The sequence below is a fragment of the Parapusillimonas sp. JC17 genome (assembly GCF_052180245.1).
In the GTDB taxonomy this organism is placed as follows: domain Bacteria; phylum Pseudomonadota; class Gammaproteobacteria; order Burkholderiales; family Burkholderiaceae_B; genus Parapusillimonas.
Genome location: NZ_CP197474.1, coordinates 2,303,137 through 2,318,339, shown reverse-complemented (window position 1 = coordinate 2,318,339; position 15,203 = coordinate 2,303,137). Strand labels below are relative to the sequence as shown.

Below are 15,203 nucleotides of genomic sequence, written 5' to 3'. Positions count from 1 at the left end.
GGCGGCGGGGTTTCCATGCTCAAGACTCCTGATTTTTCCCTTGAAGACAAGACCGCGCTGATCACGGGTTCCACGCAAGGGCTGGGCCTGGTGATCGCACGCGCCTATGCGGCATCGGGTGCCCAGGTCATCATCAACAGCCGCCATGCCGAACGCGCGGCCGAGGTCGTCGCCATGCTCAGGGACGAAGGCGGCCAGGCAGAGGCGTTCGTCCACGATCTGGCCGACGTCCGTGGGCTGGAGCAACGCTACGCCCGGTTGTGCCAGAGCACGGGTGTGCCCGATATCCTCGTGAACAATGTCGGTATCCGTATCCGCAAGCCGATGTCCGAGGCAACGCTCGACGATGTCGTGCAGCTGATCAACATCGACTTGATCGCAGCGGTCGAGTTGTCGCGCCTGGCCGCCCAGGCAATGGTGACGGCGGGCAGGGCGGGGCGCATTCTTACGCTTACCTCGATCGCGGGCGAACTGGCCCGGGCCGGAGACGCCATCTATCCCGTCGCCAAGCAGGGCCTTGCAGGGCTGGTGCGTGCGCTGGCGGTGGAGTATGGCGGGCAGGGCATCACCAGCAATGGCATCGCCCCGGGTACATTCGCCACAGAGACCAATGCCGCCCTGGCAGCGGATCCGGTCAAGGGGCCGGTGGTGGTCGGCCGCAATCCGCTCGGCCGGTGGGCGCGTCCCGACGAAATCGCCGGTGCCGCGGTGTTCCTGGCGTCGCCATCGGCTTCTTACGTGAACGGCCACATCCTCGTTGTCGACGGCGGCTTTTCAGTGACTTTTTGAAGAGTTGAGGGGTCAGACCCCGTACGGGGTCTGACCCCCAATCAACGCCTCCAGCCGACGTAGCGGGGTCAGACCCCGATCAGCGCCCCCAGCCGATGCGGCAGGGTCAGACCCCATTTGGGGTCTGACCCTTGGCCTTCAGGTATTGCACGAAGGCCGTCACCGCCCTGGGCACATAGGCGCTATACGGGCGTATCGCATAGATGGCGTCGCCAAACACGCCCACCGGCTTCCATTGCGGCAGGAGCTGCACCAGGCGGCCGGCCTGCAGGTCTTCGCCGGCGCTGAAGTCGGGCAGGAGCGCGATGCCTTGGTTTGCCATGACCACTTCGCGCAATGCTTCGCTGTTGTTGGCACAGAAGTTTCCCTTGATGGCAACGCTTTGCCGGTCTCCCTTGCGGCGCAGCGGCGCGAAACTCCAGGCCGGCGACGCTGCGGAACGCAGGTAGTACAGGCAGTTGTGCCGAGAAAGGTCCTCGGGCTTGCGCGGCTTGCCGTGCCTTGCCAAGTATGCGGGTGTCGCCACCAGCAGGGTCTCGGAAGGGCGCAGCAGCCATGCGACATGCGTTTCGGGCACGGTGCTGGTGTGCCGTATGGCCAGGTCGAAGCCTTCCTGAGCCAGCGAGCTGACATGGTCCGAGAGCTCGATTTCGATCCGGACTTCGGGACACTCCTCAAGAAACTGCCCGATCAACGGGATGATCTTCTGACGCCCCAGCGCCACCGGCGCCGTGACCCGCACCGCGCCGCGGGGCATCTGTGCAAGGTCGCGTATGCTGTCGAAGCCTTGCTCGATGGAGGCATAGGCGTGACGAGTGTTGTCAACCAGGGCCTGCCCAGCGTCGGTCAGCCGCACGCTGCGGGTCGTGCGCTGCACAAGGGCGATGCCCGATGCCTGCTCGAGCTCGGCGATGCGCTGGCTCACGGCCCCCTTGCTGACGCCCAGGCGCTTGGCGGCCGCCGTGTAGCTGCCCGCGCTGCCGAGCATGCTCAGCCAGTAGATGTGCGACCACATCATTTCTTTCTTATATTCGTTCATGCCGCGCTCCCATCCCGGATTGATTGTTCAGTATTTTAAACAATGAATCAATAAATACGCTCTTGTGATGGAGACCGGCGATGCCTATACTTTTTTGCATTCCATCCAGCACATCAAGGAGATAGCAATGAAAGACTCGGCCAGCGTGCTCAGTTCGCAGCCCGCCTACGTCGACAGCGGCGACGTGGTCAACTTCATCAACGGCCAAGTGGCTGAAAGCGGCAGCCAGCGCAAGCAGGCCGTGTACAACCCGTCCACCGGCCAGGTCTCCCGCCACGTGGTGCTGTCCACCGTCGAAGACGTCAATACCGCCGTAGCCGCGGCCAAGGCGGCGGCGCCGGCCTGGGCCGACACGCCCCCGCTGCGGCGTTCGCGCATCCTGAACCGTTTTCTCGCTCTCATGAACCAGCACACCGACGAGCTCGCCGCCATGATCACGGCCGAGCACGGCAAGGTCTTCACGGACGCGCAAGGGGAAGTGGCCCGGGGCATCGACATCATTGAATTCGCCTGCGGCATTCCTCAGTTGCTCAAGGGCGATTTCACCGAACAGGTATCCAACGGCATCGATAACTGGACCATGCGCCAGCCCCTGGGCGTGGTGGCCGGCATCACGCCCTTCAACTTTCCCTGCATGGTTCCCTGCTGGATGTTCCCTGTCGCCATCGCTGCGGGCAACACCTTCATCCTGAAGCCCAGCGAGCGTGACCCCAGCGCCGCGCTGTTCATGGCCAGGCTGCTCAAGGAGGCCGGTTTGCCGGACGGCGTCTTCAACGTGGTCCAGGGCGACAAGACGGTGGTGGATGCGCTGCTCGAACACCAGGACGTCGCGGCATTGAGCTTCGTGGGCTCGACGCCCATTGCGCAATACATCTACGAACGCGGCGCCCATTTCGGCAAGCGCGTACAGGCCCTGGGCGGCGCAAAGAACCATATGGTCATCATGCCCGACGCCAACATCGAACGCACGATCGACGCGCTGGTTGGCGCGGCCTACGGATCGGCCGGCGAGCGCTGCATGGCGATTTCCGTCGCGGTTCTGGTGGGCGATGTCGGCAAGAAGATCATTCCGGCGTTGATCGAGCGCGCCAAGACGCTCAAGGTCAAGGACGGCATGTACCTGGATGCCGAAATGGGCCCGGTCGTCACCAAGGAGGCCCAGCAGCGCATCGAGAACTACATCGGCATCGGCGTCGAGGAAGGCGCCGAGCTGCTGGTGGACGGCCGCAGCTTCACGGTGCCGGGCAACGAGAACGGTTTCTATGTCGGCGGTACGCTGTTCGACAACGTGACGCCCGACATGCGCATCTACAAAGAGGAAATCTTCGGGCCGGTCCTGGCCTGCGTCCACGTCAACGACTTGGGCGAAGCGGTCGACCTGGTCAATCGCCACGAATTCGGCAACGGCGTATCGTGCTTCACCAGCGATGGCCATACCGCGCGCGAGTTCTCGCGTCGCATACAGGTCGGCATGGTGGGCATCAACGTGCCCATTCCGGTTCCGATGGCATGGCATGGCTTCGGCGGCTGGAAGCGCAGCCTGTTCGGCGATACGCATTCCTACGGCGAAGAAGGCGTGCGCTTCTATACCAAGCAGAAGTCGGTCATGCAGCGCTGGCCCGAAGACATCACCAAAGGCAATGAATTCGTCATGCCGACCATGTCGTAGGCGGATAGGGGTCAGACCCTGTACAGGGTCAGACCCCGGCTTTTGCTTGAGGGTCAGACCCCGCACGGGGTCTGACCCTTGAACCGTAGTACAGTTGCAGTATTGTCATTCTTTCTACGGGTTTGAGCGGGTCATGAAGCTTCCTTTACGTTTGGCGATCAACGGCTACGGCCGCATCGGCCGTTGTGTCTTGCGGGCTTTGCAGGAATCGGCACTCAAGGACAGCTTCCTGGTGGTCGCCATCAACGAGCCCGCCGACCTGGCGACCATGGCTTACCTGACGCAGTTCGATTCCACGCATGGCGTTTTCCCAGGCCAGGTCGAGCGCGCCGGCAACGATCTGATCGTGAACGGCCGCAATATCCGCGTCAGCCACAGCCGTGATCCCGACGGCGTCGACTGGGCGGGCCTTGGCATAGACATGCTGCTTGAATGCTCCGGCCAGTACGGCTCGCGCACGCAGATTCAGAAGTTTCTGGACGCGGGCTGCCCACGGGTTCTGGTGTCCCATCCGGGCAACAGCGCGGCCGATGTGGACTACACCGTGGTTTACGGCATCAACGAGCAAGGCCTGGAAGGATCGGAGCGCATCGTGTCGAATGCCTCGTGCACCACGAACGCCATCGTGCCGGTTCTTGCCGAGCTCGACGAGGAGTTCGGCGTGGTGCATGCATTCTTGACCACGCTGCACTCGGTCATGAACGACCAGCCCATGATAGACGGCTATCACCACACCGACCTGCGCCGGACACGGTCCGCAATGCAATCCATCATTCCCGTGGAAACGGGGCTGGCGCAAGGGGTCGAGCGCCTTCTGCCGCAACTCCACGGCAAGGTGCAGGCCAAGGCCATCCGGGTACCCATTCTGAACGTCTCGGCCATCGATCTCATGGTCAAGCTCGGGCGCGATGTCTCCGTGCAGGATATCAATGCCCTGATGATGGAGGCAACGAACCGGTATCCGGGCCTGATGTCGTATTCTTTCCATCCGCACGCGTCCGTCGATTTCAATCACAATGCCCATTCGGCCATCGTCGACGGCAGCCAGACCCGGACGAACGGCGATGGATTCGCGAACCTGTTCGTATGGTTCGACAACGAATGGGGATTCGCCAACCGCATGCTGGACGTTGCCAAGGCATGGTCCGATCGAATATCGGATACAGGCCGATAGGGCGGTTCCAATGATTCGTTTGTTCTTGCCTCTGCCCAGCCATTGCGATGCCTGTCCACCAGCGCTTCAAGCAAGCGTTAACAGGGCCTAACCATTGTGCAAACAGAAAGGAGCATGTCATGACAGCCAGCCGCATCGAATCCGACTCCATGGGAGAGATCGAGGTTCCCGCCCAACACTATTGGGGTGCGCAAACGCAGCGGTCCATCCAGAATTTTCCCATTGGCGTATCGCGCTTCAAGTGGCAGGAGCCCGTCATTTCGGCGCTGGGCATCCTGAAGAAGGCGGCGGCACAAGCCAATGCAGAGCTGGGCGAGCTGCCCGGCGAGATCGCCGACCTGATCGTCTGGGCCGCGGACGACGTGATCAGCGGCAAGCTGAACGACGAATTCCCGCTCGTCGTTTTCCAGACCGGCTCGGGCACTCAGTCGAACATGAATGCGAACGAAGTCATTTCGAACCGGGCCATCGAACTCTCGGGCGGCAACAAGGGCAGCAAGAAGCCCGTGCATCCCAACGACCACGTGAACCGCGGCCAATCCTCGAACGACACCTTCCCGACCGCCATGCACATCGCGGTTGCGCAGCAGCTTGCCAGGCGTTTTTTCCCCGCAGTGCGCGCTTTGCGCGATACGCTCGCCGCCAAGGCAGAGGCTTACCAGGACGTCGTCAAGACCGGGCGCACCCACTTGCAGGATGCGACCCCCATTACGCTGGGTCAGGAAATCGGCGCCTGGGTGGCTCAGATCGACTTCGCGCTCGAAGCTGTCCAGGCCGACCTGCCGGGCATATACAGCCTGGCCATAGGCGGCACTGCGGTCGGCACCGGCCTGAATGCGCATCCGCGATTCGGCGGGCTTGCGGCGCAAAAGATCTCCGACATCACCGGACTGCCCTTCGAGTCGGCCGAGAACAAATTCTTCGCCTTGTCCGCTCACGATGCGCTCGTGAATCTATCCGCATCCTTGCGCACGCTTGCGGGCGCGCTCATGAAAATGGCGAACGATGTGCGCTGGCTGGCCAGCGGCCCGCGCTGCGGCCTGGGCGAGCTCATCATCCCGGATAACGAGCCCGGATCCTCCATCATGCCGGGCAAAGTCAATCCGACGCAGTGCGAAGCCATGACCATGGTGTGCGTCCAGGTATTCGGCAACGATGCCGCCGTCGCGTTCGCGGGCTCGCAAGGGAATTTCCAGCTGAACGTCTACAAGCCGGTCATGGTTCACAATGTACTGGAAAGCATAGAGCTCATCAGCGATGCCTGCCTGGCATTCAATGACCACTGCGCGGTGGGCATCGAACCGAACCGCGAGCGCATCGCCGAGAACCTCGACCGAAACCTGATGCTCGTCACCGCCTTGAACCGGCACATCGGCTACGACAAGGCCGCCGCCATTGCAAAGAAGGCCCAGAAGGAAGGAAGCACCCTGCGCGAGGCGGCGCTGGCGCTGGGCCATGTGACGGCGGAGCAGTATGATGAATGGATCAATCCCATCGAGATGACGCATTCCGGCTAAGGAGGGCGGGCCATGCCACAGCACGTACAGATCAAGCGGGTCTATGATGCCCCTCAGCGGGGCGACGGATATAGGGTGCTGATCGATCGGCTGTGGCCCCGCGGCATCACGAAGGAAGAGCTTGGCCATGATGCCTGGCTCAAGGACCTGGCGCCCAGCCCGGAATTGCGCAAATGGTTCTGCCACAAGGCAGAGCACTGGGACCGCTTCCGTGACGGATACCAAACCGAGCTGCGCACGCCCGAGCAGCGTGCCCGCATGAAAGACCTGATCCATGCGGCCGGCAAGAAGAAGATCACATTGCTGTATGCGGCCAAGGACGACAAGCATAATCACGCATTGATCCTCGCGGACGAGCTGAACGGTCTATACTGACCATAGCTTCACGTTCGGCGTGGCGGCTCGGGCAAGCGCCTTGCTGCGCGCCTCACCAGGGGGCACCATGAGCGTTTCGTACTGCATGCGCCGGTTCTTCGGGTTCTGGCTTGCCGCGTTGACCGGTCTTTTCATCGCCATGATTCCGCATCCCGCCAGTTCGGCAGGAGGCCTCGTCACGGTGCTCAAGGTGGAAGGCATCATAAGCCCTGCGAGCGCGGACTTCATCCAGCGGGGACTGAAGCAGGCCCAGGACAACGGCGCGATGCTGGCGGTGCTTGAACTCGATACCCCCGGCGGCCTCGACAGCTCCATGCGTTCGATCATCCGCCAGATATTGTCTTCGCCCATCCCGATCGCAACCTTCGTCAGCCCGGGCGGCGCGCGGGCGGCAAGCGCCGGTACCTTCATCCTGTATGCCAGCCACGTCGCTGCCATGACGCCCGCCAGCAATCTGGGCGCCGCCTCGCCGGTCTCCATCGGCGGCGCCGCGCCGGCACAGGACAAGGACGGCGAGAAGAAGGGCGGCACCGACACAATGACGAGCAAGGTCACGAACGATGCGGCGGCCTATATTCGCAGCCTGGCCCAATTGAGGGGCCGCAACGCAGACTTCGCCGAGAAAGCCGTGCTGGAGGCGCGCAGCATGTCGGCCCAGGAAGCCTTGTCCGCCGGCGTCATCGACCTGATTGCGGGCTGCATTCCCGAATTGCTTCAGAAACTGGACGGCAGGAACATCACGCTCGACGGCGGAGCCAGCATCACCCTGGAGACGCAGGGCGCTCGCGTCGAACGCATCGAGCCTGACTGGCGCAATCGCGTTCTTTCCCTGCTTGCCAATCCCCAGATCGCCGTCTTGCTGATGATGGTCGGCATCTACGGCCTGTTTTTCGAACTCACCAGCCCTGGCGTGGCGCTGCCCGGCGTGGCCGGGTTGATCTGCCTGCTGCTCGGGCTGTATGCCTTCCAGATGCTGCCCGTCAATTGGGCGGGCGTGGGGCTCCTGGCCGCAGGCGCGGCGATGATGATCGCCGAAGCCTTCCTGCCCAGCTTCGGGGTGCTGGGCGTGGGCGGCATCGTCGCCTTCGTGCTTGGCGGACTCTTGCTGATGGACACCGGCATACCGGGTTATGACCTGACCCTGCCGTTTCTTGCCGGAGTGGCGCTGGTCAGCTTCGGCATGATCGTCGCCACGGGCTGGCTCGCGGCTCGTGTCAGGCGGCACCGCGTCGTAAGCGGCAAAGAGCAGATGCCCGGCCTCCCGGGCGTGGTGACCGCCGTCGGCGGGGGCACGATATATGCCGAAGTCCGCGGTGAAAGCTGGCGCGTCGTCTGTGACCAGCCTTTGCAGGTCGGGGACCAGGTACGGGTCCTTTCCATGAACGGCCTGCTGCTCACTGTCGAGCGGGTGTCCGGTCCGGGCGGCTGACGCCGGACAGTACTCAAAAGGGGATACGCATGTACTACAGCTTCAATATCGGCCTGAGCGCCGTCATCATCGTCCTGGTCATCGTGGTGTTCAATGCCATCAAGATCCTGCGCGAATATCAGCGCGGGGTGGTGTTCACCCTGGGCCGGTTCACCAGCGTCAAGGGCCCGGGCCTGGTGTTCGTCATACCGGTGCTGCAGCAGATGGTGCGGGTGGATCTGCGCGTGGTGACCATGGATGTGCCAAGCCAGGACGTCATTTCCCGGGATAACGTGTCGGTCAAGGTGAACGCGGTCATTTATTTTCGAGTCGTGGCACCCGAAAAGGCGATCATACAGGTAGAGCGTTATCTCGAAGCGACGAGCCAGCTTGCGCAGACCACGCTGCGCGCCGTGCTGGGCAAGCACGAGCTCGACGAGATGCTGTCCGAACGCGAGAAGCTCAACATCGACGTACAGAACATCCTGGATGCGCAGACCGACTCCTGGGGCATCAAGGTCACCAATGTCGAAATCAAGCATATCGACCTGAATGAAAGCATGGTCCGCGCCATCGCCCGCCAGGCCGAGGCGGAACGCGAGCGGCGCGCCAAGGTCATCCACGCAGAAGGCGAAAAGCAGGCCGCCCAGGCCTTGATGGAAGCTGCCCAGATACTCGCGTCGCAGCCGCTGGCCATCCAGCTCAGGTACCTGCAGACGCTTACCCAGGTTGCGGGCGACAAGACTTCGACGCTGGTGTTTCCGGTGCCCGTGGATCTGCTTTCATCCTTTCTGGACAAGAAGCCCGATGCTTGATGCGTCGCGGGCGGGGTTTGTGGCACGATTATGGTTTTTTTTCAGGGGATGCGCATGCAGTTAGGTATGGTTGGTCTGGGACGCATGGGCGGCAACATGGTGCAGCGGCTGCAAAGTCGCGGCGTGCAGTGCGTGGTGCACGACAGCCAGTCCGCATCGCGGGAGCGGGCGGCGGACATGGGGGCCCAGCCCTGCGAAACGCTGTCCGGGCTCGTGGATGCGCTGGCAAGGCCGCGTGCCATCTGGCTGATGGTGCCGGCTGCCGTCGTGGATACCGTGTTGCACGAGCTCCTGCCGCTGCTCGATGAAGACGATCTCGTCATCGATGGCGGCAATTCTTCCTATCATGACGACATCCGCCGCGCCAAAGAGCTGGCTGAAAAAGGCATCCACTACATGGATGTGGGCACCAGCGGAGGCGTGGCCGGGCTCGAGCGCGGATACTGCCTGATGGTTGGAGGGGAAAGCGCCGACTTCGATCGCCTGGCGCCCGTATTCGAGGCCTTGTCTCCCGGTGCCGAATCAGTGGCGGCCACTGCGGGACGGCTCCGCGAAACCACCGCCGATCACGGCTATCTGCATTGTGGTCCGCATGGCGCAGGCCATTTCGTGAAGATGATCCACAACGGCATCGAATACGGAATGATGGCCGCCTACGCCGAGGGCCTCAATATTTTGCGTCACGCCAACATCGGCCGGCATGACCGCGAGCAGGATGCCGAGACGACACCGCTGCGCCATCCGGAGCATTACCAATACGATTTCGACATCGCCGAAATCACCGAGGTCTGGCGCCGCGGCAGCGTAGTCAGTTCCTGGCTGCTCGACCTCACGGCGCGCGCCCTGCAGGAAGACCAGGGCCTGGCGGGCTACAGCGGTCATGTTTCCGACTCGGGCGAAGGGCGCTGGGCTCTGGCGGCGGCCGTAGACCAGGGCGTGCCCACGCCCGTGCTCAGCGCCGCGCTGTTTTCGCGCTTCGAGTCGCGTGGCAACGGCGATTACGCCAATCGCGTTCTGTCAGCCATGCGGCATCAATTTGGCGGCCATATCGAAAAGAAAAAAGGAGGACCCGTCACTTGATGGAAACGACTCCCGCGCGTTCCGATGCCCTGGTGCTTTTCGGCATGACGGGCGATTTGGCGCACAAAAAGATTTTCCCGGCCTTGTATGCAATGGCGCGCGATGGCACCCTCGATGTACCCGTGGTGGGCGTCGCGTCGTCCGAAATGGACCGGGCACAGCTGAAGCAGCGCATCGTCGACAGCCTGGAGCAGGCCGGGGTGCTGCACGACGAGCGAGCGCTTGAACAGCTGTGCGAGCGGGTCAGTTACGTAAACGGCGATTACAGGCAGGCCGCTACCTTTCAGCGGCTGAAGCAGGCGTTGGGAAACAGCGTCCGGCCCGTGCATTATCTGGCCATCCCGCCGGCGCTGTTCGAAACCGTAATCAAGGGGCTGGATGCCTCCGGCTTGGCCGAAGGTGCCCGCGTCATCGTCGAGAAACCATTCGGCCGGGACCTGGAAACGGCTCGCGAGCTGAACCGGCTTGCGTGTTCGGTGTTTCCCGAAGCATCCATTTTCCGGATCGACCACTTCCTTGGCAAGGAGGCGATCATGAACATCCTGTATTTCCGCTTTGCCAATTCCTTTCTTGAACCGATCTGGAATCGCAACTATGTGGAAAGCGTCCAGATCACCCTTTCGGAAACCTTTGGCGTCGGGAACCGGGGTGCCTTCTATGAAAGCGCAGGCTGTCTGCGCGATGTGGTGCAGAACCACTTGTTCCAGATCCTGGCGCTGCTGGCGATGGAGCCGCCCGCTTACCGGGGCTACGCCGCCGTTCACACCGAAAAGGCGAAGGTCTTTCGCGCGATGCGACCGGTGCAGGCCCACGATCTGGTGCGTGGGCAGTACGAGGGCTATCGCAACGCGCCGCACGTGGCGCCCGACTCCGACGTGGAGACCTTCTGCGCGCTGCGCCTCTATGTCGATTCATGGCGGTGGGCCGGTGTGCCGTGGTTCTTGCGTTCGGGAAAATGCCTGGCCCAGGATTTCGCCGAAGTCGTGGTCCAGTTGAAAGCCCCGCCGCAACCTTTGTTCGCGGATGCGCATTCCGATGCCGAACGGTCCAATTACATACGGATGCGCCTGTCTCCGCGCTCCGCGCTGGCGTTGGCGGCGCGCGTCAAGCGTCCCGGCAAGGAGTTCGTCGGCGAGCAATTCGAATTGTCCCTGCTTGATGCCGATCCCGGCGAAGAGTCTCCCTATGCGCGCTTGTTGGCCGATGCGATTGCGGGCGATCGGTCGCTGTTCGCCGGCGAAGACGCAATCGAGGCGGCCTGGGCCGTGTTGGATAAAGTGCTGTACCATCACTCTGAAGCCCTGCCTTATGAACCGGGAAGCTGGGGGCCGCGCAAGGCGGATGAACTCATCGCTTCCTATGGCGGCTGGCACAATCCCGCTGCTGCGGCACACGAATGACGGGAGTATTCGCCATGATTCCGAACATCCCTTTGACCATACAGGCGTCAGCACGAAAGGTTGCCGTCGGCTTCGGGCTGGGGTGCCTGGCCACCGCTGCCGCTTGCGCAGCCCAAGTACAAGCTGCCCCGGCCTCGCCGCCATCGGCGCGGGCCGAGGTCAAGGAAATCGCCAAGAATCTGCATAACCCGTGGGCCATGGCTTTTCTTCCCGGCGATCAAGGAATCCTGATTACCGAAAAGTCCGGCGCATTGCGTTTGCTCGACCGGGGCGGCAAGCTGTCGGAGCCCATCCAGGGCGTGCCCAAAGTCTTCGCGCGTTCGCAAGGCGGCTTGCTGGACGTGGCGCTCCCGCCCGATTTCAACGACACTCGGCGAGTCTATCTGACCTATGCGGAAGAAGGCGACGACGGCCGGGCTGGCACTGCCGCGGGTTACGGCGTTCTTTCCCAAGACTTACGCCAGTTGCGCGATTTCAAAGTCATTTTCCGCCAGATGCCCAAGCTCTCGTCGGGCCATCACTTTGGCTCCAGGCTGGTGTTCGACCGCCAGGGGCACTTGTTCATCGCCTTGGGCGAAAACAACCAGCGGCCGACCTCTCAGGACCTGGACAAGCACCAAGGCAAGATCGTCCGCTTGTTTCCCGATGGGCGCGTACCGCAGGACAATCCTTTTGTGGGACGCGACGGGGCGCGGCCGGAAATCTGGTCATATGGGCATCGCAACCAGCAAGGTGCGGCGTTCAATCCGTGGACCGGGCAGCTTTGGACCCACGAGCATGGCCCGCGCGGCGGCGACGAGGTCAATATACCCCAGGCAGGCAAGAACTATGGCTGGCCGACAGCAACATATGGGGTCAACTATTCGGGGTTCGCCATTCCGGAGGCGAAGGGGCAGGAAGTCGCGGGCATGGAGGCGCCCATTTATTACTGGAAGGCGTCGCCCGCGATTTCAGGCATGGCCTTCTATGATGCCGACCGGTTTCCCGCCTGGAAGCATTCACTGTTCATTGGCGCGCTGAAGGACCAGGAACTGATACGCCTGACGCTGGACGGCGACAAGGTGACCGGCGAGCAACGCCTGCTGAAGGATCTGAACGAGCGGATACGCGATGTGAGGGTCGGGCCCGACGGCTATGTTTACGTACTGACCGACGACTCGAAAGGCAGCTTGCTGAGGATAGGCCTGCCGGAATAGCAGGCCGGGCGGGTGCCTACTTGATCAGTGTGACGGGGATGTCGACCAGGCTGAGCACCTTGGTCGCGATCGAGCCCAGCACCATGCCTGTTACGCTGCCCAGGCCGCGCGTGCCCATGATGATCAGGTCGCAACCGTGATCCTTGGCGTATTTGGCGATGGTTATGGCAACAGGGCCCACCTGGACCGAGTCCTGATAGCTGACGCCGGCTTCGTCGAGCACGGTTTTTGCTGGGAGAAGGGCGTTTCGGCCTTCATCCTGGTAGTAGTCATTGATGGCTTCGGCCGAGAAAAACCGTGTGACGTTGCCGGAAACAATGGGCGGATGGACCGTGATGACGTGCAGTTTGCAGTCTTTGAGATCCGCCATTGCCTGGATGGCGGCCTTGACTGCGCGTACGGAGGAATCGGAGCCGTCTACGGGAACTAGGATGTTTCTCATTAAAGCCTCTTAATGGGTTGCGATTGATCTGTGGCTGCCCCCTCGTTTGGCGCGAGCCGGACGGCAGCCTTATATTAGAAGCTACAGTATACGGTGTACTGATCAAAATCAAGAATTGTGTCACCATCGTATCAACGCTTCGAGCCCGTCCCTTTATCGCTGTGATTATCAGGAGGAATATGGCATCCCGAATCGAAGATTACGCTTTGTTAGGCAATTGCCGCACTGCGGCGTTAGTGTCCAAGGAGGGAGCCATCGATTGGCTGTGCTTCCCCCGTTTCGATGCCCCGGCCTGTTTTGCCGCGCTGCTGGGCACACCGGAAAACGGACGATGGCAGATCGCACCGACAGCGTCCGTGCGGCGCGTGACGCGCCAATATCTCGACGGGACCATGATCCTGGAGACCACTTTCACGACGGATGAGGGCGAGGCGAAGCTCATCGACTTCATGCCCTCGACGTTTCGGCATTCCAGCGTCGTGCGTATCGTGGTGGGCGTCAAGGGGCGCGTCACTTTCAATATGGACCTGGTCATGCGCTTCGATTATGGCCGCACCGTACCGTGGGTCGAGCGCCACGACCCGCTCACCCTGACCGCGGTGGCGGGGCCGGACATGCTGGTGCTGCGCACGCCCACTCCCATCAAGGCGCGAGCCATGCACTCCACCGCGCGCTTCAGCGTCGACGCGGGGGAGCGCAAGTCGTTCACACTGATGCACCAGCCATCGCACGAACCCGTCGGCGAAGGCTTCGATGCCGAGGCGTCGCTGGCCAAGACCCGTTATTTCTGGCACGAGTTTTCCAGCCGGTGTCCGGACGTCGGACCCATGTCCGCGCTGGTCAAGCGCTCCTTGATCACTTTGAAGGCCTTGACCTATCTGCCCACGGGCGGCATCGTGGCGGCCGCCACGACCTCGCTGCCGGAACAGATCGGAGGGCAGCGCAACTGGGATTACCGGTATTGCTGGCTGCGCGATGCCACCATGACCCTGCTGGCGTTCATGAACATGGGCTATTTCGAAGAGGCCAGCGCCTGGCGCGATTGGCTGACCCGCTCGGTAGCGGGCCGGCCCGATCAAATGCAGATCATGTATGGCCTTGCCGGCGAGCGCCAGCTGCATGAATACGAACTTCCCTGGCTATGCGGCTACGAGGGCTCGCAACCTGTGCGCATCGGCAACGCAGCCGCCACCCAGACTCAGCTCGATGTATTCGGGGAAGTCGCCGACGCCATGGCGCAGGCCATCAAAGGCCATCTGCCCCGGCATCCGCGCATTGAAGCGATTGCCGAAGTCATCGTGCCTTTCCTGGAAAAGGCTTGGCGCGAACCCGACGAAGGCATCTGGGAGATTCGGGCAGCCCAACGGCACTTCACGCATTCTAAGGTCATGTCCTGGGTCGCGTTCGACCGCATCGCGCATGTGGCCGGCGCCATGGAGAACGGCCAGGAATTCGCCAGCAATTGCCGTCGCATCGCGGACGAAATACATGAAGAAGTCTGCCGCCGCGGCTTCAATGTCGAGATGAACAGTTTCGTGCAGTCCTATGATTCCACGCTGCTCGACGCCAGCCTGTTGCAGATCCCGTTGACCGGCTTCCTGCCGCCCGATGATCCCAGGGTGGTTGGAACAGTCGCGGCGATCGAAAAACGGCTGATGCGCGACGGCCTGCTGCTACGCTACGAAACAGAGCACGGCATTGACGGCTTGCCGCCCGGCGAAGGCACTTTCCTGGTCTGCTCTTTCTGGCTGGCCGACGCATACGTGCTGTTGGGCCGCGACGATGATGCGCGCGAGCTGTTCGGCCACCTGGCGGGACTGTGCAACGACGTGGGCCTGCTGGCCGAGCAATACGATCCGCTGCATAAGCGCATGCTTGGGAACTTCCCGCAGGCTTTCAGCCATGTGGGCATCATCAATACCGCATTAAACTTGCACCGCGTGCAGGCGCCTGCCCAGGAAAGGGCGCATGCCTGACCAGCGGATAGTGAACGATATGAAGAAGTTGCATCAGACAGAAAACGTGGAAACGATACGCGTGCGGGTCACCGGCCGCGTGCAGGGAGTGGGGTTCCGGGCGGCGGCGGTCCGGCAGGCGCATATGCTGGGCGTGACAGGCTGGGTGCGCAACGATGCCGATGGCTCGGTCGAGGCCTTGCTGCAGGGCGGGCATGACCTGGTCGATCGCATGTTGTCCTGGCTGCACATGGGGCCGCCAGGCGCCAAGGTGGCAGAGGTGGACCATGCAGAAGAGCAGACCGAAAGGCGGTTTGATCGCTTCGAGCAGATCTAGGCGGTGG

At 62.2% G+C, this 15,203-nt stretch carries 14 protein-coding genes; 12 read left to right on the top strand and 2 right to left on the bottom strand.

Annotated features, from left to right (window positions below; translation table 11 throughout):
- Window positions 1-15: 15 nt before the first annotated feature.
- Complete coding sequence (locus tag ACSBPU_RS11165; protein WP_442598161.1) at window positions 16-789, top strand: SDR family oxidoreductase; 774 nt, start codon at window positions 16-18, stop codon at window positions 787-789.
- Window positions 790-895: 106 nt separating this feature from the next.
- On the opposite strand, the gene ACSBPU_RS11160 is transcribed toward ACSBPU_RS11165, so the two are convergent.
- Window positions 896-1,828 (bottom strand): LysR family transcriptional regulator, encoded by a 933-nt coding sequence (locus ACSBPU_RS11160; protein ID WP_442598159.1) that lies wholly within the window; start codon window positions 1,826-1,828, stop codon window positions 896-898.
- Window positions 1,829-1,955: 127 nt separating this feature from the next.
- On the opposite strand from ACSBPU_RS11160, the gene ACSBPU_RS11155 reads away from it, so the two are divergent.
- The 9 genes from ACSBPU_RS11155 (at window position 1,956) to ACSBPU_RS11115 (ending at window position 12,462) form a co-directional block, all read left to right on the top strand.
- Window positions 1,956-3,497: a CoA-acylating methylmalonate-semialdehyde dehydrogenase gene (locus tag ACSBPU_RS11155; RefSeq protein WP_442598157.1), complete on the top strand. Its 1,542-nt coding sequence runs from the start codon at window positions 1,956-1,958 to the stop codon at window positions 3,495-3,497.
- A gap of 133 nt (window positions 3,498-3,630) precedes the next feature.
- Window positions 3,631-4,671 carry a type I glyceraldehyde-3-phosphate dehydrogenase gene (locus tag ACSBPU_RS11150; RefSeq protein WP_442598155.1) on the top strand — a complete coding sequence of 347 codons (1,041 nt, stop codon included), beginning with the start codon at window positions 3,631-3,633 and terminating at the stop codon, window positions 4,669-4,671.
- A gap of 119 nt (window positions 4,672-4,790) precedes the next feature.
- Entirely contained in the window at window positions 4,791-6,188 is a 1,398-nt protein-coding gene (gene fumC, locus ACSBPU_RS11145) for a class II fumarate hydratase (RefSeq protein WP_442598153.1), read from the top strand.
- A 12-nt stretch (window positions 6,189-6,200) separates the two neighbouring features.
- Window positions 6,201-6,563, top strand: a complete 363-nt coding sequence (locus ACSBPU_RS11140) for a DUF488 domain-containing protein (protein WP_442598151.1) — start codon at window positions 6,201-6,203, stop codon at window positions 6,561-6,563.
- 67 nt (window positions 6,564-6,630) lie between these two features.
- A complete protein-coding gene (locus ACSBPU_RS11135; RefSeq protein ID WP_442598149.1) occupies window positions 6,631-7,992 on the top strand; it encodes an NfeD family protein in 1,362 nt (453 codons plus the stop codon).
- A gap of 29 nt (window positions 7,993-8,021) precedes the next feature.
- A complete protein-coding gene (locus ACSBPU_RS11130; protein WP_442598147.1) occupies window positions 8,022-8,786 on the top strand; it encodes a slipin family protein in 765 nt (254 codons plus the stop codon).
- Window positions 8,787-8,840: 54 nt separating this feature from the next.
- Window positions 8,841-9,866: a phosphogluconate dehydrogenase (NAD(+)-dependent, decarboxylating) gene (gene gnd / locus ACSBPU_RS11125; RefSeq protein WP_442598145.1), complete on the top strand. Its 1,026-nt coding sequence runs from the start codon at window positions 8,841-8,843 to the stop codon at window positions 9,864-9,866.
- Complete coding sequence (gene zwf / locus ACSBPU_RS11120) at window positions 9,866-11,266, top strand: glucose-6-phosphate dehydrogenase (RefSeq protein ID WP_442598143.1); 1,401 nt, start codon at window positions 9,866-9,868, stop codon at window positions 11,264-11,266. The genes gnd and zwf overlap by 1 nt, the downstream gene beginning before the upstream one ends.
- A 14-nt stretch (window positions 11,267-11,280) precedes the next feature.
- Window positions 11,281-12,462: a PQQ-dependent sugar dehydrogenase gene (locus tag ACSBPU_RS11115; protein ID WP_442598141.1), complete on the top strand. Its 1,182-nt coding sequence runs from the start codon at window positions 11,281-11,283 to the stop codon at window positions 12,460-12,462.
- Between the two features lie 16 nt (window positions 12,463-12,478).
- Here the strand turns inward: ACSBPU_RS11115 and ACSBPU_RS11110 are convergent, their stop codons facing one another.
- The gene (locus ACSBPU_RS11110) at window positions 12,479-12,904 is read right to left on the bottom strand and encodes a universal stress protein (protein ID WP_442598139.1); all 426 of its coding nucleotides are present in this window, start codon (window positions 12,902-12,904) and stop codon (window positions 12,479-12,481) included.
- Window positions 12,905-13,083: 179 nt separating this feature from the next.
- Between ACSBPU_RS11110 and ACSBPU_RS11105 the strand changes: the two genes are divergently transcribed.
- Window positions 13,084-14,880 carry a glycoside hydrolase family 15 protein gene (locus ACSBPU_RS11105; protein ID WP_442598137.1) on the top strand — a complete coding sequence of 599 codons (1,797 nt, stop codon included), beginning with the start codon at window positions 13,084-13,086 and terminating at the stop codon, window positions 14,878-14,880.
- Window positions 14,881-14,899: 19 nt separating this feature from the next.
- On the top strand, window positions 14,900-15,196 hold the full coding sequence (locus ACSBPU_RS11100; protein ID WP_442598135.1) for an acylphosphatase: 297 nt from the start codon (window positions 14,900-14,902) through the stop codon (window positions 15,194-15,196).
- Window positions 15,197-15,203: the final 7 nt, after the last annotated feature.